Annotated in this window: 19 protein-coding genes; 11 read left to right on the top strand and 8 right to left on the bottom strand. The window is 57.3% G+C overall.

The window, feature by feature from the left end:
* Together Q1B15_RS21200 and Q1B15_RS21195 are read left to right on the top strand one after the other, a co-directional pair.
* On the top strand, nt 1-170 hold a 170-nt coding region (locus tag Q1B15_RS21200; protein WP_299757748.1), incomplete at its 5' end, for a MarC family protein.
* 38 nt (nt 171-208) lie between these two features.
* The gene (locus Q1B15_RS21195; protein ID WP_299757744.1) at nt 209-790 is read left to right on the top strand and encodes a TIGR02281 family clan AA aspartic protease; all 582 of its coding nucleotides are present in this window, start codon (nt 209-211) and stop codon (nt 788-790) included.
* Here Q1B15_RS21195 and Q1B15_RS21190 read toward each other — a convergent pair.
* Both Q1B15_RS21190 and Q1B15_RS21185 read right to left on the bottom strand, forming a co-directional pair.
* Nucleotides 787-1,248, bottom strand: a complete 462-nt coding sequence (locus Q1B15_RS21190) for a DNA polymerase III subunit chi (protein ID WP_299757742.1) — start codon at nt 1,246-1,248, stop codon at nt 787-789. The two genes, Q1B15_RS21195 and Q1B15_RS21190, sit on opposite strands and share 4 nt — an antisense overlap.
* Before the next feature lie 5 nt (nt 1,249-1,253).
* Nucleotides 1,254-2,723 (bottom strand): leucyl aminopeptidase, encoded by a 1,470-nt coding sequence (locus Q1B15_RS21185; protein WP_299757740.1) that lies wholly within the window; start codon nt 2,721-2,723, stop codon nt 1,254-1,256.
* 147 nt (nt 2,724-2,870) lie between these two features.
* Between Q1B15_RS21185 and lptF the strand changes: the two genes are divergently transcribed.
* The 6 genes from lptF to rsmA are packed head-to-tail and all read left to right on the top strand — an operon-like array spanning nt 2,871 to nt 10,274.
* Entirely contained in the window at nt 2,871-4,016 is a 1,146-nt protein-coding gene (gene lptF, locus Q1B15_RS21180) for an LPS export ABC transporter permease LptF (RefSeq protein ID WP_366141761.1), read from the top strand.
* Nucleotides 4,013-5,113 (top strand): LPS export ABC transporter permease LptG, encoded by a 1,101-nt coding sequence (lptG, locus tag Q1B15_RS21175; RefSeq protein ID WP_299757737.1) that lies wholly within the window; start codon nt 4,013-4,015, stop codon nt 5,111-5,113. The genes lptF and lptG overlap by 4 nt, the downstream gene beginning before the upstream one ends.
* The gene (gene lptD / locus Q1B15_RS21170) at nt 5,110-7,224 is read left to right on the top strand and encodes an LPS assembly protein LptD (protein WP_299757735.1); all 2,115 of its coding nucleotides are present in this window, start codon (nt 5,110-5,112) and stop codon (nt 7,222-7,224) included. Before lptG ends, lptD begins: the two co-directional genes overlap by 4 nt.
* Nucleotides 7,181-8,443 (top strand): peptidylprolyl isomerase, encoded by a 1,263-nt coding sequence (locus Q1B15_RS21165; protein ID WP_299757733.1) that lies wholly within the window; start codon nt 7,181-7,183, stop codon nt 8,441-8,443. The genes lptD and Q1B15_RS21165 overlap by 44 nt, the downstream gene beginning before the upstream one ends.
* Nucleotides 8,443-9,435: a 4-hydroxythreonine-4-phosphate dehydrogenase PdxA gene (pdxA, locus tag Q1B15_RS21160; protein WP_299757730.1), complete on the top strand. Its 993-nt coding sequence runs from the start codon at nt 8,443-8,445 to the stop codon at nt 9,433-9,435. Before Q1B15_RS21165 ends, pdxA begins: the two co-directional genes overlap by 1 nt.
* Nucleotides 9,432-10,274: a 16S rRNA (adenine(1518)-N(6)/adenine(1519)-N(6))-dimethyltransferase RsmA gene (gene rsmA, locus Q1B15_RS21155; RefSeq protein WP_299757727.1), complete on the top strand. Its 843-nt coding sequence runs from the start codon at nt 9,432-9,434 to the stop codon at nt 10,272-10,274. Before pdxA ends, rsmA begins: the two co-directional genes overlap by 4 nt.
* 1 nt (nt 10,275) lies before the next feature.
* On the opposite strand, the gene Q1B15_RS21150 is transcribed toward rsmA, so the two are convergent.
* From Q1B15_RS21150 to Q1B15_RS21120, 6 genes are all read right to left on the bottom strand, one after another.
* Nucleotides 10,276-10,905, bottom strand: coding sequence for a DUF4167 domain-containing protein (locus tag Q1B15_RS21150; RefSeq protein ID WP_299757725.1), 630 nt, complete (start codon nt 10,903-10,905; stop codon nt 10,276-10,278).
* Between the two features lie 206 nt (nt 10,906-11,111).
* Nucleotides 11,112-11,969 carry a peptide chain release factor N(5)-glutamine methyltransferase gene (gene prmC / locus Q1B15_RS21145; protein WP_299757722.1) on the bottom strand — a complete coding sequence of 286 codons (858 nt, stop codon included), beginning with the start codon at nt 11,967-11,969 and terminating at the stop codon, nt 11,112-11,114.
* Entirely contained in the window at nt 11,966-13,021 is a 1,056-nt protein-coding gene (prfA, locus tag Q1B15_RS21140; RefSeq protein WP_299757720.1) for a peptide chain release factor 1, read from the bottom strand. The genes prmC and prfA overlap by 4 nt, the downstream gene beginning before the upstream one ends.
* Before the next feature lie 312 nt (nt 13,022-13,333).
* Entirely contained in the window at nt 13,334-13,783 is a 450-nt protein-coding gene (locus tag Q1B15_RS21130) for a DUF1499 domain-containing protein (RefSeq protein WP_299757714.1), read from the bottom strand.
* A gap of 62 nt (nt 13,784-13,845) precedes the next feature.
* The gene (speB, locus tag Q1B15_RS21125) at nt 13,846-14,808 is read right to left on the bottom strand and encodes an agmatinase (protein WP_299757711.1); all 963 of its coding nucleotides are present in this window, start codon (nt 14,806-14,808) and stop codon (nt 13,846-13,848) included.
* 46 nt (nt 14,809-14,854) lie between these two features.
* Nucleotides 14,855-16,024: an amidohydrolase gene (locus Q1B15_RS21120; RefSeq protein WP_299757709.1), complete on the bottom strand. Its 1,170-nt coding sequence runs from the start codon at nt 16,022-16,024 to the stop codon at nt 14,855-14,857.
* Nucleotides 16,025-16,088: 64 nt separating this feature from the next.
* On the opposite strand from Q1B15_RS21120, the gene mazG reads away from it, so the two are divergent.
* The 3 genes from mazG to Q1B15_RS21105 all read left to right on the top strand — a co-directional run.
* Nucleotides 16,089-16,916 carry a nucleoside triphosphate pyrophosphohydrolase gene (gene mazG / locus Q1B15_RS21115; protein ID WP_299757707.1) on the top strand — a complete coding sequence of 276 codons (828 nt, stop codon included), beginning with the start codon at nt 16,089-16,091 and terminating at the stop codon, nt 16,914-16,916.
* Between the two features lie 105 nt (nt 16,917-17,021).
* Nucleotides 17,022-18,044: a Fe(3+) ABC transporter substrate-binding protein gene (locus Q1B15_RS21110; protein ID WP_299757705.1), complete on the top strand. Its 1,023-nt coding sequence runs from the start codon at nt 17,022-17,024 to the stop codon at nt 18,042-18,044.
* Nucleotides 18,045-18,133: 89 nt separating this feature from the next.
* Nucleotides 18,134-19,023: nucleoside hydrolase (locus Q1B15_RS21105; protein ID WP_299757703.1), on the top strand; the 890-nt coding region annotated here is incomplete at its 3' end.

Genomic DNA, 19,023 nt, shown 5'->3' with positions numbered 1-19,023 from the left:
TTTCCGTCCTGCTGCTGACGTTTTTTTTCTTTCTTTTGGCTACAGCGATCGAGCGCGCTCTTGGCCCTGTTGGCATCAACGTGGTGACGCGACTGCTTGGCATGTTGCTGGCCGCACTTTCGGTGCAGTTTGTGCTGGACGGCCTGCGTGCAGTTGGCTTTGGCGGTTAGCCCTACCCTTGGCCTGGCCGCGGGCCTATCTATAGCATATGGATAACATCGATCTCGACAGCCTCATCTATCTGACAATCCTCGGAGCGGCGATCCTTGGCTGGTTCATTGCCGAAAACCGTGAAGGACTGGGCAAGGTTGCGCGGATGATGCTCGCATGGGGTTTGATTTTCATCGGCTTCATCGGCGCTTACGGTCTTTGGGAAGACATTGAAGGTGACCTTCTGCCCAAACAAGCCGTTGTCGAAGACGGCACTGCAATCTCGATCCCACGCGGCCGTGACGGCCATTTCCACCTGACACTGCAAGTGAACGGCACGCCAGTCGACTTTTTGGTCGATACAGGCGCGACAGATATTGTTCTGACACTGGAAGATGCGGCCCGCGTTGGGCTTGATCCCGAAACCCTCGCCTTCATAGGGCGTGCGCGCACGGCAAACGGCGAAGTGCGCACAGCGTTTACGGATCTCGACAGTGTGACGCTTGGACCTTTCACGCGCCAGAACATCCCCGCCTCAGTGAACGAAGGCGAAATGCCGGGGTCGCTTCTTGGAATGCGGTATTTAAGCCTGTTCGACCGCATCGAAATCAGCGGCGATCAGATGATACTGGAACCCTAGCTTTTCGGTGTGTTCTCGGCCTTTTTCTGCCAGCGGCCGCCCTCGTCCGCCCAGTATTGCGCCGCAAGCCCCGCGTCTGTCATTGACCGCCACTGCCCGCGCGCATGATCGACGGCCTCTGGATTGGCTCCATCAAACAAGATGCAAACACGTTCGGCGGCTTGCGCTTCGACCACGTCGATCGCCGCCTGACCGACGGCCATCACGCAATGCGCGCCATTGGTCGCGTCACCTTTTGTTAGCAATATCGGTTGATCTGCATCATGCGGACCCCCTGCGATACCGTGGGGTAAAAAGCCGTCTCCCAACCAAAGCGCACTGTCCAAACGCTTCATCAAAGCGTCGTCGCCGGATCGTACGGCTACACGCCACCCCGCCGCCAACGACTTTTGCAACAGCATCGGCAGGGTTGCTTCAAGCGGATGCTCGGTCAGGTGATAGAAATAGACAGACCCCATCGTTGCTACCCTTCAAATCGATCCGAAACCAAACGATCCAAGGCACGCACACCCCAGCCCGTCGCCCCCTTGGGCGCCAGCGTCGTTGCCGCGTCCGTGCTGGCAACACCTGCAATATCGAGATGTATCCATGGTGTGTCTTTCTTCACGAACCGCTGCAAAAACTCAGCAGCCGTGATCGACCCCGCAGGGCGCCCGCCGGTGTTTTTCACATCCGCAATTCGGCTCTTCAAAGCCCGCGCATAGCCCTCGCCCAAAGGCATCCGCCACGCGCCTTCGTCCTCTGTCGCTGCCGCCGCTAAAAACGATCCCACAAGCGTGTCATCGTTGGAAAACACACCCGCGTTCTCATGGCCAAGTGCGACAATGACCGCCCCCGTAAGCGTCGCAAGATCAATCATCGCACGTGGCTCAAAGCGCTCTTGAGCGTACCACATGATGTCGCACAGAACGAGGCGGCCCTCGGCGTCGGTGTTGATCACCTCTACCGTGTCGCCCTTCATCGATCGCACCACATCGCCGGGGCGTTGCGCACGTCCGTCCGGCATGTTCTCGACCAAACCGACAATCCCGACAACGTTTGCCGCCGCTTTACGAAGCGCCAATGCTTTCATCACACCAGCGACGGTGCCTGCACCGCCCATGTCCATCGTCATTTCTTCCATGCCGCCCGCAGGCTTAATCGATATGCCTCCGGTATCAAACACAACGCCCTTGCCGACCAAAGCAAGCGGCGCTTCGGTGCCGCGTCCGGTCCATTCCATAATCACGACTTTGGAGGGCGTCTCGCTGCCAAAGCCCACGGCAAGAAGCGTTCGCATCCCAAGTTCTTCCAAACGGTCCTCGTCAAGAACCTCAACCTTCAGACCAAGCTCGCGCAAAGCTTCTAGTCGGTCGGCGAAAGTAACAGTTGTCAAAACGTTGGCTGGCTCATTGACCAGATCGCGGGTGAAATAGACACCTTCGGCAACAGCCTGCACCCGCAAAAGGTCACTCTGCAAGTCATCGGGCTTTGCCACCATCATCGTGATCTCAACGGTCCCGCGTTCGCCATGATCGGTCTTGTGATCGCCAAAGGCATAGGCCTTCAGCAGACATCCCATCATTAAGTGTTCAAGTTTCTTCCGCTCGCCAGCAAAGATGAGAACCTCGCCCTTGACGGCACCGGCGCCAATCGCAGCACCTGCGCGACGCTCCGCTTCCGGGTCGGCCGTGAGGTCAAGGCGGATAACTTGCACAGCGTCAGCCCGCATGCCTGTCGGGAAGGCCAGGTCAGTTGCTTCCCCTTGCTTCATTTTGGAAAATGCAGTGCTTTCCGCAAATCGCTCAAGCGCGCCTCGCATCAGCCGGTTCACCCGCCGTGCAGATTGATCAAGTTTGCCGCTTTCAGGCATAAAAATAACGATCCGACCCTCGATCTCGGCTATCTGATCAAGGCTTGTTTCGCTGAGTGTGAATGTGGGCAAATCCGTCATTGCGCGCTCCTTCGAATGGCATCCCCACAAAGTAGTCTTCCGGCTTGGCCAAGACCAGCCGATAACGGACATCAATCCGTGCCAATCCCTGTTCCCCGCGCGCGCACTGTGGTTTAAGTCAAGCCAATGTAGCCAGGTCAGTCAGTGATGATCGGACGATTCGACAAATACCTTATGACGCAGCTCTTGACGCTGTTCGGCTTTTTTGCGCTTGTACTTGTGCTTGTGTACTGGGTGAACCGTGCCGTCGTTCTTTTTGACCAGTTGATTGCCAACGGCCAATCAGCGGCTGTTTTCCTTGAAATTTCCGTTCTTTCTTTACCAAACGTAATCCGAATTGTGCTGCCGATTGCTGCCTTCGCCAGCACCCTTTACGTCACCAATCGCCTGACCACAGAAAGCGAACTTGTTGTTGTGCAGGCGACCGGCTTTTCACCGTGGCGACTGGCCCGCGCCGTGGTGTATTTCGGCTTGATTGTAGCAGTCCTGGCTTCGGTCCTTGGTCATTTCCTTGTACCCTCCAGCCTGCGCCAACTGGCCGTCAGGTCCGATCAGATTGCACAGAACATGACGGCGCGACTTTTGACCGAAGGCCAATTCATCCATCCCGCCGATCAGGTGACGTTCTACATCCGGGAAATTTCGCCACAGGGCGAGTTGTTGAATATTTTTTTGTCAGACTCCCGCGATGCAAAGGTCCAAGTCACCTATAGCGCAAGGGAAGCCTTACTGATCCGCGGCGACGACGCGCCTACGCTTATTATGTTCGACGGCATGGCACAGGCATTGGACACCGAGAACCGCCTGTTATCGGTTACGCGTTTTGACAACTTTGCCTTTGATTTAAGCGGCTTGGTCGAACTAACAGGACTGGGAGGCATACGGCCACAAGAGCTTGGCACCGGCGTTCTGTTGCAAGCAAGCGAAACCACGCAAGCCCTGACTGGAGCTTCCCGCAACACGCTTATATCAGAAGCACACGATCGCTTCGGCAACGCACTGAATGGCTTCGTAGCACCGCTTGTCGGTTTTGCAGCACTGATGCTTGGAGGCTTTTCGCGGTTTGGGATCTGGAGACAAATCGCCGGCGCCATCGGCGCCTTGATCTTCATCCAGATGATCACCCGGATTGGACAGGACATCGTACAGTCAAACGCCAACCACTGGCCTGCCGCCTACATGGGGCCACTTGCCGGAGTAATTCTAGCGGCTCTCCTCCTTGAATTGGCGTCGCGACCAGGATTATTCCGGCGAAGACATCGCGTTACAACGCCAGACGGAGGGAGCCCATGACCCTTCATTTCTATTTTGCGCGCCAATTCCTGAAGACGGTTCTGTCCACTATTCTTGTTTTCTTTGTTATCCTGTTTCTTCTCGACATGATCGAGCAAATCCGAAAATTCGGATCGACCGACGCAAGCTTCGGCGCGCTTTTGTCGCTGACCGCGCTGAATGTGCCAGAGACGCTTTACCGCATCCTGCCGCTGATCATGATCCTTGCCACGGTGGCCCTGTTTTTGCGACTGGCAAGGTCTTCGGAACTGGTCGTCACGCGCGCTTCGGGCCGCTCGGCTTTAAAATGCTTGGTCGCCCCGCTGATCGTCACGTTTGTGATTGGTATCGTCGCCGTCGGCGTGATCAACCCAATCGTTGCTGCAACATCCAAGCAGTACGAAGTCGTGGCAGGACGGCTGACCAACGAAGGCGCATCGACCGTATCGGTCACCCGTGAGGGGCTATGGCTGCGTCAAGGCACGCCGAATGGACAGACTGTGATCCACGCAGAGCGCGCCAACCTGGACGGAACAGTTTTGTTCGGTGCCACATTTCTTGGCTTTGCCGCTGACGGTACCCCAAGCTACCGCATCGAAGCTGAAACCGCTCGTCTTACAACAGGTGCATGGCAGATCGAGGGCGCCAAAGAATGGCGCTTTGATCCAAACGCTGTCATCCCCGAACAAAACGCCTTCACCGCGGACCGGATGAGCCTTGCGTCCAACCTCACGCGTGACCAAATTCTCGACAGCTTCGGCACCCCGTCCACCATTCCGATTTGGGAGCTTCCTGCCTTCATCAAGCAGCTTGAAACCGCTGGATTTTCCGCGCGTAACCATCGCACATTCCTGCACATGGAATTGGCGCTGCCGATCCTGCTGATCTCGATGGTGCTTGTCGGCGCGAGCTTCACAATGCGTCACACGCGCATGGGGCGCACAGGGTTTATGGTCATGCTGGCACTGGCACTTGGCTTTAGTTTGTATTTCGTGCGCAACTTCGCCGCCATCCTCGGCGAGAACGGGCAAATCCCCATCCTTCTTGCAGCATGGGGCCCGCCCATCGCCGCCGTTTTGCTGCCGCTTGGGCTCCTTTTACATCTGGAAGACGGATGAGACGCAGTCTTCTTGCTTTCTTTGTCTGCCTTTTGCTCATTCCGGGCTTGGCACAGGCGCAGGCCCTTGCTTCCCTCATCGCCGACAGCGTTATCGTAGACCCGTCAGGACGCATCACCGCCGAAGGGAATGTTGTGGTCTTCTTCGAGGGCAATCGGTTGTCCGCCGAACGCGTCATTTACGATCGCACGACAGATACGCTTTCTATCGAAGGGGCTGTGACGCTTAAGGACGCCTCTGGCAATGTGGTCACCGCAGACGCCGCCACGCTTAACAGTGATCTGCGCAACGGCGTGCTGACGTCGGCCCGTTTGGTACTGGATCAGCAACTGCAACTTGCCGCCGCGCGGATTGCCCGCGTCGATAACCGCTATACAACGCTAAGACGCGTCGTTGCGTCGTCGTGCGAAGTCTGCGCTGCCAATCCTACGCCACTTTGGGAAATCCGTGCCTCGCGCGTGGTGCATGACACCGTGGAACAGCAACTTTATTTTGATGATGCACAGTTCAGGCTGGCAGGTGTGCCGATCCTCTACCTGCCGCGCTTGCGCCTGCCAGACCCCACGCTGAAACGCGCCAGTGGCTTTTTGATCCCCGAACTTAGAACCTCGTCCGACCTCGGCACCGGTCTCCGGTTGCCCTATTTCATCGCAATCGGCTCCCATGCCGACACAACACTCACACCTTATCTTTCGGCATCAACCACAACGCTGGAATTCAACTATCGACAGGAATTACGGAACGGCCGCCTTACTTTTGATGGCGCTGCCACAAGCGACGATATCGGAGGCCGGGGATATTTCTTTGCCAACGGAACCTATTATCTGCCACGCGGGTTTGTCGCGTCCGGGCAGCTCGAATTCGTCTCAGACCCCGGCTATCTTTTCCAATACAACTACTCCTCAAAAGACCGTCTGACGAACGAATTTGCTCTCGACCGTGTGCGCGAAAAAGACCTTTTCCGCGCGAGCGTCACCGAATTTAAGACCCTGCGCGACCTCGAGATCCCGATCCGGGACGCCCTGCCCGACCGGTTCATCGAGACGTCTTATCAACGCGATCTACCCTCGCCGCGCTTTGGGGGCCTGACCACAATCCGTATCGACGCCGCAGCGTTGAACCGCCCTTCCTCGGATGACATTATTGGGCGCGACATGTCGCGGATCGGGTTTGGCGTGGACTGGTCGCGCCGCTCGGTTCTTGGACGAGGCCTAGTGGTTGATACTGAAGCCGCATTGCGGATCGACGCCTATAACATTGGACAGGATTCCACGTTTGAGGCGAACAGCCTGCGCGCCGCGCCGCGCGTCGCGACCGAGCTTAGATGGCCGCATGCCCGTACAACCTCCAGCGGCGCGTCCGAAATCCTTGAGCCCATTCTGCGACTGGATATCGCCACCATCTCTGGCGACGACGTTCCTCTTGAAGACAGCCGTATTGTGGAATTTGACGAAGCCAATCTGTTCGCCCCCTCGCGATTTCCGGGCATTGATGGCATCGAAGACGGGTCGCGCGCGGCTGTTGGTGTAAACTGGCACCGCTCTGATCCAAGCGGCTGGGCGGCAAACTTTGCTTTCGGGCGGGTTGCTAGCCTTGATGGTACGCTGGAGTTTTCCGACACAAGCGGCGGCGCGGACGCCGATCAATCCGAATGGCTTCTGGCCGGTCGGCTTTCCTTCGGGGATCGACTTTGGGTGTCGTCACGCTCGCTTTTCGACGACAACGTGGCCTTCACCTTAAGCGAAACACGCGTGGACTGGCAGGCGGACCGTGGCATGCTCACGTCGAGCTATCTTTTTGCGCAGCCCGAACCTGCGGAGGGGCGGAACGAAGAATTGTCGGAGTGGGCCTTTGGGGGCGCGCTTGATCTGAACGAAAACTGGACCGCAAACGCCGATTGGCGCTACGACTTCAACGCGGGCCGTGCTGCCCGCGCCGGGCTTGGCGTCGATTTCTCGACCGATTGCATTCGCATAGACCTTTCGGTAACGCGCCGCTATGCAACATCTACAAGTGTCACTCCAACCACTGACTTTGGCTTTCGCGTGTCATTGCTGGGTGTTGGAAATGGACAAAAGCAAGGGACAAGCCGACCGGTTTGCAGAGGGTAGCCACTTGAAACATCACAATTACATCGCTGTGATAGTGTCGCTAATCGTTGCGATAATCATATTCGCGGTTCCGGCAGATGCCCAAAACCGCTTCCGCCCTGTTGTGCAAGTCGGTGACAACGTGGTGACCGAATATCAAATCACTCAACGCACCCGGTTTTTGTCTCTTCTGCGCGCGCCCGGAGACCCGCGCAATCTGGCGCGTGATCAGTTGATCAACGAAAGCATTCAAATCGAGGCGGCACGCCGGGGCGATAATCTTCCCGGCGAAGACCAAATCCTGCGCGGACTGGAAGAATTTGCCAGCCGGGCCGACCTTACAGCCGAAGAATTCATCGCCGCCCTTGACCAAGAAGGCGTCGGCGCGGAAACATATCGCGACTTCGTAACAGCCGGGATCGCATGGCGGTCGCATGTGCAGGACTCCTTCCGCGGGCAAGCCCGCGACATCCCTGACGATCTGGTCAATCGCACGCTGGCACGAACCGGAACCGACGGTGGATTGCGCGTGCTTATCTCCGAAATTCTACTGCCTGCGACAACGCCTGAAACAACACGCGCCTCGCGCGCCCGAGCCGCTGAAATCTCGGCCCTGAGTGGAGAGGAAGCCTTCGCTACAGCCGCGCGCCTCTATTCTGTTGCCGCATCACGCGCCAATGGCGGACAGTTGAACTGGGTTGCGATTGATAGTCTGCCTGCCAGTATCCAAGGGTTGATCCAGGGACTGACGCCTGGGCAGATAAGTCGTCCCATCGAACTTGAGAACGCAATCGGCGTGTTCTTTTTGCGCGACCTCGAGCGCGTCCGGGCAGGCTCTCCCGAGACACTGTCGATTGCCTATGCGCTTTTGCGTGTGCCGGAAGGGCCCGCAGTCGCATCCCGGATCGCCTCTGACATAGACACTTGCGATGACCTATACGGGATCGCGCGCGACCTGCCCGAGGATCAGCTTCTTCGCACAAGCCAACAAATGTCAGAATTACCCGCCGATATTCGCGCCCTCATCCCCGGACTTGACGTCAACGAGACATCCACTGCGATCATTCGGAACAACCAAAGCACGGTTCTGATGCTTTGTGATCGTCAGCAAGCCTTTGAAAGCACGGTTGATTTCGAGCTTGTCGGCGCGCGGCTTTTGAATGTGCGTCTTGGCACAATCGCGGCCGATTATCTTGCCGATTTACGCGCCGACACCTACATCGCCGATCTGGTCAACTAGTGGCCTCGCGCCATCGGAAACCTGTCGCGCTGACCTGTGGCGATCCAGCAGGCATTGGCCCCGAGATCGCGGTGAAAGCATGGGAACAAGTCGCAGACACTGCGCCGTTCTTCTGGATCGGTGATCCTCGCCACCTCCCCGGCGCAGCCCGTGCGGCCCGTATCGAAAACCCCGTTGAAGCAGGCGCCGCCGCTAAACATGGCCTGCCCGTCTTACCACATGAGTTTCCCGAAACTGCTACACCCGGCATCCCGTCAGCGGCCAATGCGCAATCCGTCATCGACGTCATCACCAGGGCAGTCAATCTTGCACAGTCCGGGGATGCCGCTGGCGTCTGCACAGCACCTATCTCGAAAAAAGTGCTGGTCGATCACGCGGGGTTTTCGTACCCCGGCCATACCGAATACCTCGCCGCCTTGGGAGGCGTTGAAACAAGCGTCATGATGCTTGCGGCGGCCGAGTTGAAGGTAGTTCCGACCACCATCCACATACCGCTTCACGCAGTCCCCGAGGCCCTGACATCCGAACTTTTGGTCACAACATTGCGGATTGTGCACGCGGCCTTGATCCGAGACTTTGGCGTCTCAATTCCCCGCATCGCGGTTGCAGGCCTCAACCCGCACGCCGGCGAAGGTGGGCTTCTTGGCGCAGAAGATGACGCCATCATCCGCCCGGTTTGCGAGGCGCTTCGCCTGGAAGGCATGGACATTACTGACCCTCTTCCAGCCGATACGATGTTCCATACAGCCGCGCGTCAAACCTACGATGTAGCCGTCGCAATGTACCACGACCAAGCCCTGATACCGATTAAGACGCTGGCGTTCGATCGCGGCGTGAATGTTACACTTGGCCTGCCATTCGTGCGCACTTCTCCCGACCACGGCACTGCCTTCAATATCGCAGGGAGCGGAAAAGCAGATCCAACGTCGCTGATTGAGGCGATCAAACTTGCCCACCAGATGGCTGACGCCCGCGCTAAGGGGACATCGTGAGCGCCATCGATACCCTTCCGCCATTGCGCGATGTCATCGCTAAACACGAATTGTCTGCTCGCAAGTCGCTGGGGCAGAACTTTATTCTTGATCTGAACCTCACCGCCAAAATCGCCCGATCAGCCGGGAATTTGCGCGACACGGACATCCTGGAAGTCGGCCCCGGCCCCGGCGGCCTGACCCGCGGGTTGCTAGCCGAAGGCGCGCGCAAAGTCGTTGCCGTTGAAAAGGACGCACGTTGCATCCCAGCCCTTCAGGACATCTCAAACGCCTACCCCGGACGCCTCGAAATTCTTGAAGGCGACGCTTTGGAGTTAGACCTTACAAAACACCTGACAGCGCCGGTTCGCATCGTGTCGAACCTCCCCTACAACGTCGGCACCGAGCTTCTTACGAGATGGCTCGATCCGCCAGCGTGGCCGCCTTTCTGGGTCTCTCTTACACTTATGTTCCAACTTGAGGTCGCACAAAGGATCACCGCGACAGCGGGCGAAAAACACTACGGGCGCCTGGCCGTGCTGGCGGGATGGCGTACCGACGCACAAATCGTCATGGAACTGCCGCCCGAAGCTTTCACACCCGCACCCAAGGTCCGCTCAGCCGTTGTCACGCTGAACCGTCTGGAGCAGCCCCGCTACCCGGCCAATGGCAAAATCCTGAAAGATGTGGTCGCACGCGCCTTCAATCAGCGCCGCAAAATGCTACGCTCCAGCCTCAAGGGGCTTAGGCCTGATATCGAAGACAGATTGATCGCCGCCGGCATAAAGCCGACAGATCGCGCGGAAACTGTCGAAATTGAACGCTTCTGCGCATTGGCACGCGAACTCGAAAAAAGCTGAGTTACTCAGCCGCGTCCGGTGTTGGCGCCTTTGGCTGCTCCGGCTGCTCACCCGTATCCGCAGCAGGTGCTGCAGGGGCTTTGCGACGTGGGCGGCGCTGACGCACAGGCCGCTCCTCAGGTGTTTCGACAAGCCCGCTTGCCTCAGCTCCCTCGGCCAAATCAATCACATCATCGTTTTGCTTGGTTTGCGGCTGCTCAGGGGCTGGCGCGGCAACGGGAGGAGTTTGGATTGCCGCATGGTCTTGCGAGGAGCTATCATCCGCGCGACGCGGTTGGTTCTGGTTGTTTTGATTGCCCTGATTATTTTGGTTGTTCTGATTATTGTTGGCGTTCTGGTTGTTCTGCTGTTGCTGTTGGCGGTCTTGGCGTTCCTGCTGCTCTCGCATCGCTTCGGTCAACATCCGCGTATAATGCTCGGCGTGTTGCTGAAAGTTCTCAGCCGCAACGCGGTCGTTAGATAACTGAGCATCGCGGGTAAGCTGGTTGTACTTATCGATGATCTGCTGTGGCGTGCCGCGCACTTTGCCTTCCGGCCCCGAGCTGTCGAATACGCGATTTACGACGTTACCGACACTGCGGTTATTGTTGCGATTCCCTTTGGAACGCGAACGTGACTTAGATGATCTCATAAGGTACTGGTCCAGCCGTTGATCTGGTTTTGCGCGGTAGTTTCAAACCAAGCCCCTCTTGGGCCGATAGTCCGTGCAAGGAGTGAAGCAGCGCAGCGGGAAAACATTTCCCTGCGTCGCGCCCAAAAGTTGTAACCGGTGGCGGCGCTCAGAGCAAGCTTATTTTACGGCTAACTGCGGGTAATTCGCCGATTCTGCCAGATTTTTCAAGAATCTGGCAGAAAGCCTTCGATAACACGGTCCCGCCCGTCAAAATCGGGGTGCACTGCAATCGAGACTAAACCGGCATTGACAAACAGTTTATGAACGGCCTTCGCCTGCGTTGGCCCGATCTCAACAAGAACGCGGCCACCCGGATGCAGATGCCCGCGCGCATGTGCCGCAATCTCGCGATAGCCGGTCAAGCCATCTACAAAGTCGGTCAGGGCAAGATGCGGATCACATTGCGCAACCTCTGGAGAGAGTGCGTTCATTTCGGTTGGGTGGATATAAGGCGGGTTAGAAACGATCAGATCAAACCGTCCGTCAACCGAATGAAACCAATCTGAGACCACAAACGTCACGCGGTCAGAAACTTCCAAAGAGACTGCGTTTTCCAGGGCAGTTTTCAAGGCGTCTGGCGAAACATCCGTAGCAATCGCAGTTGCGTCGCGCTTTTCCGCCAAAAGCGTCAGTGCAATGCAGCCCGATCCGGTACCAATATCAAGCACGTTGTCGAAATCACCTTGCAGCGCACGCTCAACCAAAATCTCAGTTTCTGGCCTAGGATCAAGGACATGCGAAGAATTCTTAAACCATCGCCCGAAAAACAACCGCCCCCCAAGTATCCGTGATACGGGCTCACGTTTTCCACGCCTCGCACAAAAGGCATCAAATACGATCCTAACTTCAGGGGGAAGGTCATCGCGCAGATGGAGCGTTAGCCGATCAGACTTGATAGCAAGGGCCGCGGTCATCAATCGGCGGACATCCCGCATCGAGTAGGCAAGCCCATTCTCATCCAGCGACCGCGCGGCGCGGGTCATGGCCTGCTGCACGGTTTCGGGTGTCGCGCCTTCGCTCAAAGCCCCTGCTCGGCCAGTTTCGCTGCCTGATCTTCGGCAATCAACGCCTCAATTACCTCGTCGAGATCACCAGCCAAGATATCTCCGAGCCGATAGAGCGTCAGGCCGATCCGGTGGTCCGTCAGCCGTCCTTGCGGGAAATTATACGTCCGTATCCGCTCCGAGCGGTCCCCGGATCCAACCTGAGATTTCCGATCCGCGGCCCGCTCCTGATCCACCTTTTGTCGTTCTAGATCAAAGAGTTTCGCCCTGAGCACCTGCATCGCTATGGCACGGTTCTGGTGCTGAGATTTTTCGGAAGACGTCACAACCACGCCAGTCGGAATATGAGTAATCCGCACCGCAGAATCGGTGGTGTTTACGTGTTGCCCGCCCGCGCCGCTAGCCCGCATCGTATCAATGCGAATGTCCGTCGTTGGAATATCAATATCCACCTCTTCCGCCTCGGGCAGAACCGCGACTGTAGCAGCCGAGGTGTGAATGCGCCCGCCACTTTCGGTTTCCGGGACGCGCTGCACTCGGTGGACACCACTTTCATACTTCAGTCGTGCGAACACGCCTTCTCCAGACACATTCGCAACCACTTCCTTCACACCGCCAAGCTCAGTTTCCGCAAATTCGACAATCGTAAACCGCCAGCCCTTTGTCTCGGCGTATCGCTGATACATCCGTAGCAAATCACCTGCAAAAAGCGCTGCTTCTTCGCCGCCCGTTCCGGGCCGAATTTCTATGATCGCCGGGCGGGCATCGGTCGCATCGCGCGGCAAAAGCGCAACTCTCAAGGCCTGTTCAACCTGCGGAAGTCGCCCCTTGAGGGTTGCAAGTTCCTCTTCCGCCAAGGCCCGCATTTCCGGGTCTTCAAGCATCGCCTGTGCCTCAGCCTCGGCTGCAACAAGCTCTTGATATTGCGTAATTTCTTCGACGACCGGCTTCAAATCAGAGTATTCGCGCGCAAGGACAGCAATCTCGGACCCATCCGCGCCTCCAGCCATTTTGGCTTCCAAGAATTGAAAGCGCCCAATGATCAGTTGAAGTGTGTCTGCCGGGATCATCTTTGTCGTCTCTCCGATCCACCCTCTAAGGTCAAGACAGCGTGACTTTGCGCGAGTGGCTTTCGATGCTATAATTTTGTTATGTGGAAGCTAGCATTAATCCTCGGCCTTGCTGCCAGTCCAGGCTTCGCTGACATCACAGGCCCCGGTGGAAAAGTCATCGAGTGCTACTGTACGGACACCCAAGGATCGCGCGTCGAGCTTGGCCAGGAGATATGCCTGTTCGTCAATGGCCGCACCTTTATGGCTTTGTGCGAGATGGCACTGAACGTACCGATATGGCGAGATACCGGCATTGGTTGCCTGTCGTCGTCACTCGACGAAAATATCCTCCAGTTCAGCAAACCAACGCTCCATTCGTTCGCGGTTTACACCCCGATCTGAGCCATAGCTGTAGCGCGACCTAGAAATAGCCGACAGCTTTGTAGCCGATCCCTCGGCCACAGCTTTGACAGTGATGTAGTCGCGAAACCCGACCCACTTTGTATGCGCCACAAACGTCAACATTCCCTCGTCTACACTTCCGTCCAGGCGTCGTACGCGTGGTTCTGCCCGGGAAATCGCAATCAAAGCCTCCAAAACGGCTACCGGGTCGCCTGAAAATCGCGGTGCCTCGCGCCCTATCACTCGAAACCCTTGCGCGCCGGGATCATTGGCTGTGGCAGGATCAACGTGCCAGGCATCAACATCTGTGGGGGCGAACCTTATCCATCCGGCACCAAGAATTACGACAAAAATAATGAATAAGAAGGAAGTTTGCATCACTCAATCGCCTCAAATGTGTTGGTCTTTAACGTAGATATGTTGCGGAATTTTCAAAGCAATCAAGACCGGCGGTTCCACGCCCATAGGCAGATCAATTCATAGCCCACATGCGCGCCCGCAACAGCTGTGATGTTTGCGTGATCAAACGGCGGCGACACTTCGACAACGTCCGCCCCAACAAGGTTAATCCCTGCCAAATCTCGCAGAATGATCGCTGTCTGCGCCGTTGTGAGACCACCCCAGACCGGCGTGCCTGTCCCCGGCGCATACGCCGGATCCAGCCCGTCAATATCAAACGTCAGATAACACGCCGCGTCCCCAACGATGTTTTTCACTGCGTTTGCAGTCGCCGCAGCACCCTTTTCATGAACCCACCGCGCGTCAAGCCGCGTAATCCCTAAGGCCGTGTCATTTGCAATGCGGATACCGATCTGAACCGACCGATCTACATCGATCAGTCCCTCCTGTACCGCCTTATAAACAAAGGTCCCGTGATCCACGCGCGCCCGGTCATCATCCACCCAAGTATCTGAATGCGCGTCAAACTGCACCAAGGCCAAAGGCCCGTGACGCGCAACATGTGCGCGCAACAATGGCAATGTGATCGAGTGGTCACCGCCAAGTGTTAGACATGCAGCACCCTGATCCAGAATGCTGGCAGCATGACGCTCAATCAGCCCGGGAACCTCGGCCACTTTCGCATAATCGAACGCCATATCTCCGTAGTCTACTATCGCAAACTCTCCCAACGGATCAAAGCCCCAGCCATAGGGAGGATCGCCGGCCTGAAGCGTGGACGCTTCGCGCAATGCACGCGGCCCAAACCGCGTCCCCGGACGGTGCGTGACGGATTGGTCGAAAGGCACACCCGTTATCGCCAGATCAATGCCCGCAAGATCCTTCGTCAGCTTCCTGCGCAAAAACGACGGCACGCCTGCGAATACGTTTTCGTAGGCAAGCCCGCGCGGCTCTGCCCGTGTGAACGCGACATCGACCTCATTTGCGGCGTCTTCCAGTCCCATGCACTGTTCCCTTTGCGGCTACAAACTAAAGGCCCGAACATCGGCCTCACGTCAAGTATCGAGCGATTGCGCAGGCTCGACCGAGCGAAAAACCGGCCCCAAGAAGCGCGATGTCGTCGTTGAAGTCATAGGTCGGCTGGTGCTGCGCCGGGCATTCACCCTGTCCAATCCACATATAGGCTCCGGGGCGTCCCTCCACCGTATAGGAAAAGTCCTCGACTCCCATGCGCGGGATCAAATGGTTATCCACGGCATCAGCTCCAACAAGTTCACTAGCAACCTCAGCCGCAAACGTCGCTTTGTCGGGATCGTTCACAGTCGGGGGAATGTCGTTTGTGTAGGTAATTGAAACCGAAAACCCGAACGCAGCCGCCTGAGCCACAGTGATCTCATGCACTCGGCGCTTGGCCATTTCGCGCATTTCGGCCAAAAAAGCGCGCACCGTGCCGCCAAGCATAGGCGCCATGCCGAATACATTCGTCGCCTCTTTGCCCGCGCGCACCTGACTGACAGTCAATACAAAGGGCTCGTACCCCGGTCGATCGCGCGCCGCCACTGTTTGCAACGCCTGAACTGTATCTACCACCACCAACAGCGCATCCCTCGTCAGATCGGGCCGTGCAGCATGGCCGCCAGGACCTTCAAAGATGATTTTGAACTGATCCGCGCCAGCCAACATCGGCCCGGAATTGATTGCGAATGTGCCACCCCCCATGTTCGGCCCGTTGTGAAGCGCGAATACTTGCGAGATATCGAATTGCTTCATGATCCCAGCTGCAGCCATCAACAAGTCGCCGCCGCCAAGCTCTTCCGTCGGCTGGTAAATCAGCGCCACGCGCCCCCTGAAACGCCGCGTCTCGGCCAAATGCCTCGCCGTCCCAAGAAGCATCGTCGTATGCCCGTCTTGGCCGCATCCATGCATATATCTAGGCGTTTCGCTGGCATGCGCCGCGCCCGTCGCTTCAGTGCTTGGCGGCGCATCCATGTCCGCGCGCAGGCAAATCGTTGGCCCCGCGCCCTGCCCGCTGATGATCGCCACCATCCCGGTCTGGGCAATACCTTCCTGCAGCTCATCCACCCCAAACGACCGCAACCGCGCGGCCACATAGGCCGCCGTCTTGGGCAGCTCCAAGCCAAGCTCGGGGTTAAGATGCAGCCAATGCCGCCATTCCTTCATGTCGTCGGCATACCCTGCAAAACGATTGATGACAGGCATGTGGACTTTCTTCGAGTTTGTGTAACAAGTCGGGAAAGGGTTTCAAAAGCAGGGCCACGAAGCAATGACCAACGAACGCGATCCGATCTTTGAGACCGCCGACGGTTTGCCCCGCCTGATCGAGGTCATGCGTCGCTTGCGAGATCCCGAAGCGGGCTGTCCGTGGGATATAGAACAGGATTTCGCGACGATCGCGCCTTATACCATTGAAGAAGCATACGAGGTTTCCGACGCCATCGACCGCAAAGACTGGCCCGAGTTGGAAGGCGAATTGGGCGATCTTCTATTGCAGGTCGTCTACCACGGCCAGATGGGGGCCGAGGCCGGGCATTTTGACGTCAACAGCATCGCGCGCCGTGTCACCGCCAAGATGGTCGACCGTCACCCCCATGTCTTCGGCTCTGAGACACGCGATAAAACAGCGGAAGACCAGAAGCGTGACTGGGAAATCGCCAAAGCACGCGAGCGTGCAACCAAAGGCGCGCAAGGTGTACTCGATGATGTCGCCCTTGGAATGCCGGCGCTTTTGCGAGCGGTGAAGTTGCAAAAGCGCGCGGCACGCGTGGGCTTTGACTGGCCCGATGCCGGTCATGTGCTTGAAAAAATCACTGAGGAAACGCGCGAACTGGTCGAGGCGAACGACAACGCCGATCCCGAACATACACACGAGGAGTTTGGCGACCTTCTGTTCGTCATGGCTAACCTCGCCCGGCATCTGGACGTCGACCCCGAACATGCCCTTCGGGATGCAAACGCCAAATTCACGCGCCGCTTCAAACAGATAGAGAGCGCGCTAGACAAGGAAGGCCGTCTCCTCGAAGACAGCAACCTTGAGGAAATGGACGCTCTTTGGGATGCCGCCAAAGCGCGCGAGCGTAGTGAGATTAGCTGAATCAACCAGCGGAATATGTCCGATGGAAACACTCGGACATATTGACCTGACTAAAATAGTCAGGTTTATTCTATCTATCAAGTTTGACCGTTTGGAGACCTCAAAATGCGTTTACCCGTTTTTGTACTCGCCGCCACCGCTTTGGCCCTTCCTGCCTACGGCGATGAGGTGAACATCTATTCCTACCGCCAACCCGAGCTGATCCAACCGCTGTTGGATGCATTCACAGCCGAAACCGGCATCACGACCAATGTCGCATACGTTGACAAAGGTTTGGTTGAGCGTCTGAAGGCCGAGGGCCGCCGCTCGCCCGCCTATATTATCCTTACTGTCGATATTAGCCGTCTGACAGATGCCAAAGAAGCTGGCGTGACACAGACCGTGGACAGCGAAATCCTCGACGGCGCTATCCCGGCTGCCTTGCGTGATCCCGAGGGCCACTGGTTCGGCCTCACTTCCCGCGCGCGCATCATCTACGCCTCAAAAGACCGCGTCGGTGAAGGCGAGATCACCACTTATGAAGACCTCGCCGACCCTAAATGGGCAGGCCGTATCTGCACCCGCTCAGGCACACACGTCTACACATTGGGCCTGCTGAGCGCTGCAATTGAACACAACGGACTGGAAGCCGCCGAGGGCTGGCTGAAGGGCGTTAAGGCCAACCTTGCCAAAGACCCCGAAGGCAACGACCGCGCACCGGTCAAGTCGATCTGGGCTGGTGAATGCGACATCTCGCTGGGCAACACCTATTACATGGGCGCCATGCTTGAAGATGCGGAACAGGCCGAGTGGGCCAACTCAGTCCGCATCGAATTCCCGACTTTCGCGGACAACGGCACAAGCCACGTCAATGTCTCCGGCGTTGCTATGACCGCAAGCGCTCCAAACCGCGACAACGCTGTCAGCTTCATGGAATTTCTCAGTTCACCGGACGCACAAGCCATCTACGCCTCTGTTGTCTACGAGTACCCGGCCTCCCCGGCGGCAAAGGCATCTGAACTTGTTGCAAGCTGGGGTGACTTCACCCCCGACGACACAAACCTTACCGCTATCGCCAGCCATCGCGCGCAAGCCCTGCAAATGGTCGAGCGCGTCGACTTTGACGGTGGCGCGGGTTCGGGTGGTTAACGTCACGAGAAAGTCCATCTTGCCTCGCTCTGATGCTGGACAAGCAGACGGGGCGCCGCCAAGGTCCAACTCCGCATCCGGAGAACGACATGTCAGCGCCCCGTAAAATCATCATCGACACCGATCCCGGACAAGACGACGCCGTGGCGATCTTGCTCGCCCTTGCATCACCGGTTGAAATCGACGTCCTTGGCGTTGTGGCGGTCGCAGGCAACGTGCCTTTGCCGCTTACCGAAAAGAACACTCGCATCATCTGCGAGCTGGCCGGACGCCCCGATATCCCGGTCTTTGCGGGTTGCGATGCCCCAATGGCGCGCAAACTGGTCACTGCAGAGCATGTGCACGGCAAGACAGGGCTAGATGGCCCTCAACTGCCTGAACCGACAATGCCGCTGCAAGCCCAGCACGGCGTCGACTACATTATCGAAACTCTGCGCACAGAACCGCCCAGCACAGTCACACTTGTGCCCATCGGCCCGCTAACGAACATCGGAGTCGCGTTCAAACGCGCGCCTGATATTATCGAACGTGTGCAAGAGATTGTGCTAATGGGTGGGGCGTATTTCGAGGTTGGAAATATCACTCCCGCCGCTGAATTTAACATCTACGTCGACCCAGAAGCCGCTGATATCGTGTTTAAATCTGGCGCAACTATCACGGTCATGCCCCTTGATGTGACGCACAAGGCCCTGACCAGCGCCAAGTGGATCGCCGACATCAAGGCGCTTGATACGGATGTCGGGCGCATGGTCGCCAGCTGGACAGATTTTTTCGAACGCTTCGATATCGAGAAGTATGGCTCCCAAGGAGCGCCCCTGCACGACCCCTGCACTATCGCCTATCTGATCAACTCCGATCTCTTTCAGGGCCGCCACATCAACGTCGCGATTGAAACTCATTCCGATCTGACTTTGGGCATGACCGTCGCAGACTGGTGGCGTGTCACAGATCGCCCGGCAAATGCGATGTTTATGGGGTC

Origin of the sequence: uncultured Boseongicola sp. (assembly GCF_937988555.1) — a bacterium.
In the GTDB taxonomy this organism is placed as follows: Bacteria; Pseudomonadota; Alphaproteobacteria; order Rhodobacterales; family Rhodobacteraceae; genus Boseongicola.
This window is presented reverse-complemented; position numbering and strand designations above follow the sequence as displayed.

Coding starts and splice junctions, on each gene's coding strand:
- lptF (WP_366141761.1), top strand. CDS start 2,871: ATGATCGGACGATTCGACAAATACCTTATGACGCAGCTCTTGACGCTG.
- Q1B15_RS21150 (WP_299757725.1), bottom strand. CDS start 10,905: ATGAGATCATCTAAGTCACGTTCGCGTTCCAAAGGGAATCGCAACAAT.
- lptG (WP_299757737.1), top strand. CDS start 4,013: ATGACCCTTCATTTCTATTTTGCGCGCCAATTCCTGAAGACGGTTCTG.
- Q1B15_RS21120 (WP_299757709.1), bottom strand. CDS start 16,024: ATGCCTGTCATCAATCGTTTTGCAGGGTATGCCGACGACATGAAGGAA.
- speB (WP_299757711.1), bottom strand. CDS start 14,808: ATGGGACTGGAAGACGCCGCAAATGAGGTCGATGTCGCGTTCACACGG.
- Q1B15_RS21110 (WP_299757705.1), top strand. CDS start 17,022: ATGCGTTTACCCGTTTTTGTACTCGCCGCCACCGCTTTGGCCCTTCCT.
- Q1B15_RS21190 (WP_299757742.1), bottom strand. CDS start 1,248: ATGGGGTCTGTCTATTTCTATCACCTGACCGAGCATCCGCTTGAAGCA.
- Q1B15_RS21195 (WP_299757744.1), top strand. CDS start 209: ATGGATAACATCGATCTCGACAGCCTCATCTATCTGACAATCCTCGGA.
- prfA (WP_299757720.1), bottom strand. CDS start 13,021: ATGATCCCGGCAGACACACTTCAACTGATCATTGGGCGCTTTCAATTC.
- mazG (WP_299757707.1), top strand. CDS start 16,089: ATGACCAACGAACGCGATCCGATCTTTGAGACCGCCGACGGTTTGCCC.
- Q1B15_RS21165 (WP_299757733.1), top strand. CDS start 7,181: ATGGACAAAAGCAAGGGACAAGCCGACCGGTTTGCAGAGGGTAGCCAC.
- lptD (WP_299757735.1), top strand. CDS start 5,110: ATGAGACGCAGTCTTCTTGCTTTCTTTGTCTGCCTTTTGCTCATTCCG.
- Q1B15_RS21130 (WP_299757714.1), bottom strand. CDS start 13,783: ATGCAAACTTCCTTCTTATTCATTATTTTTGTCGTAATTCTTGGTGCC.
- Q1B15_RS21185 (WP_299757740.1), bottom strand. CDS start 2,723: ATGACGGATTTGCCCACATTCACACTCAGCGAAACAAGCCTTGATCAG.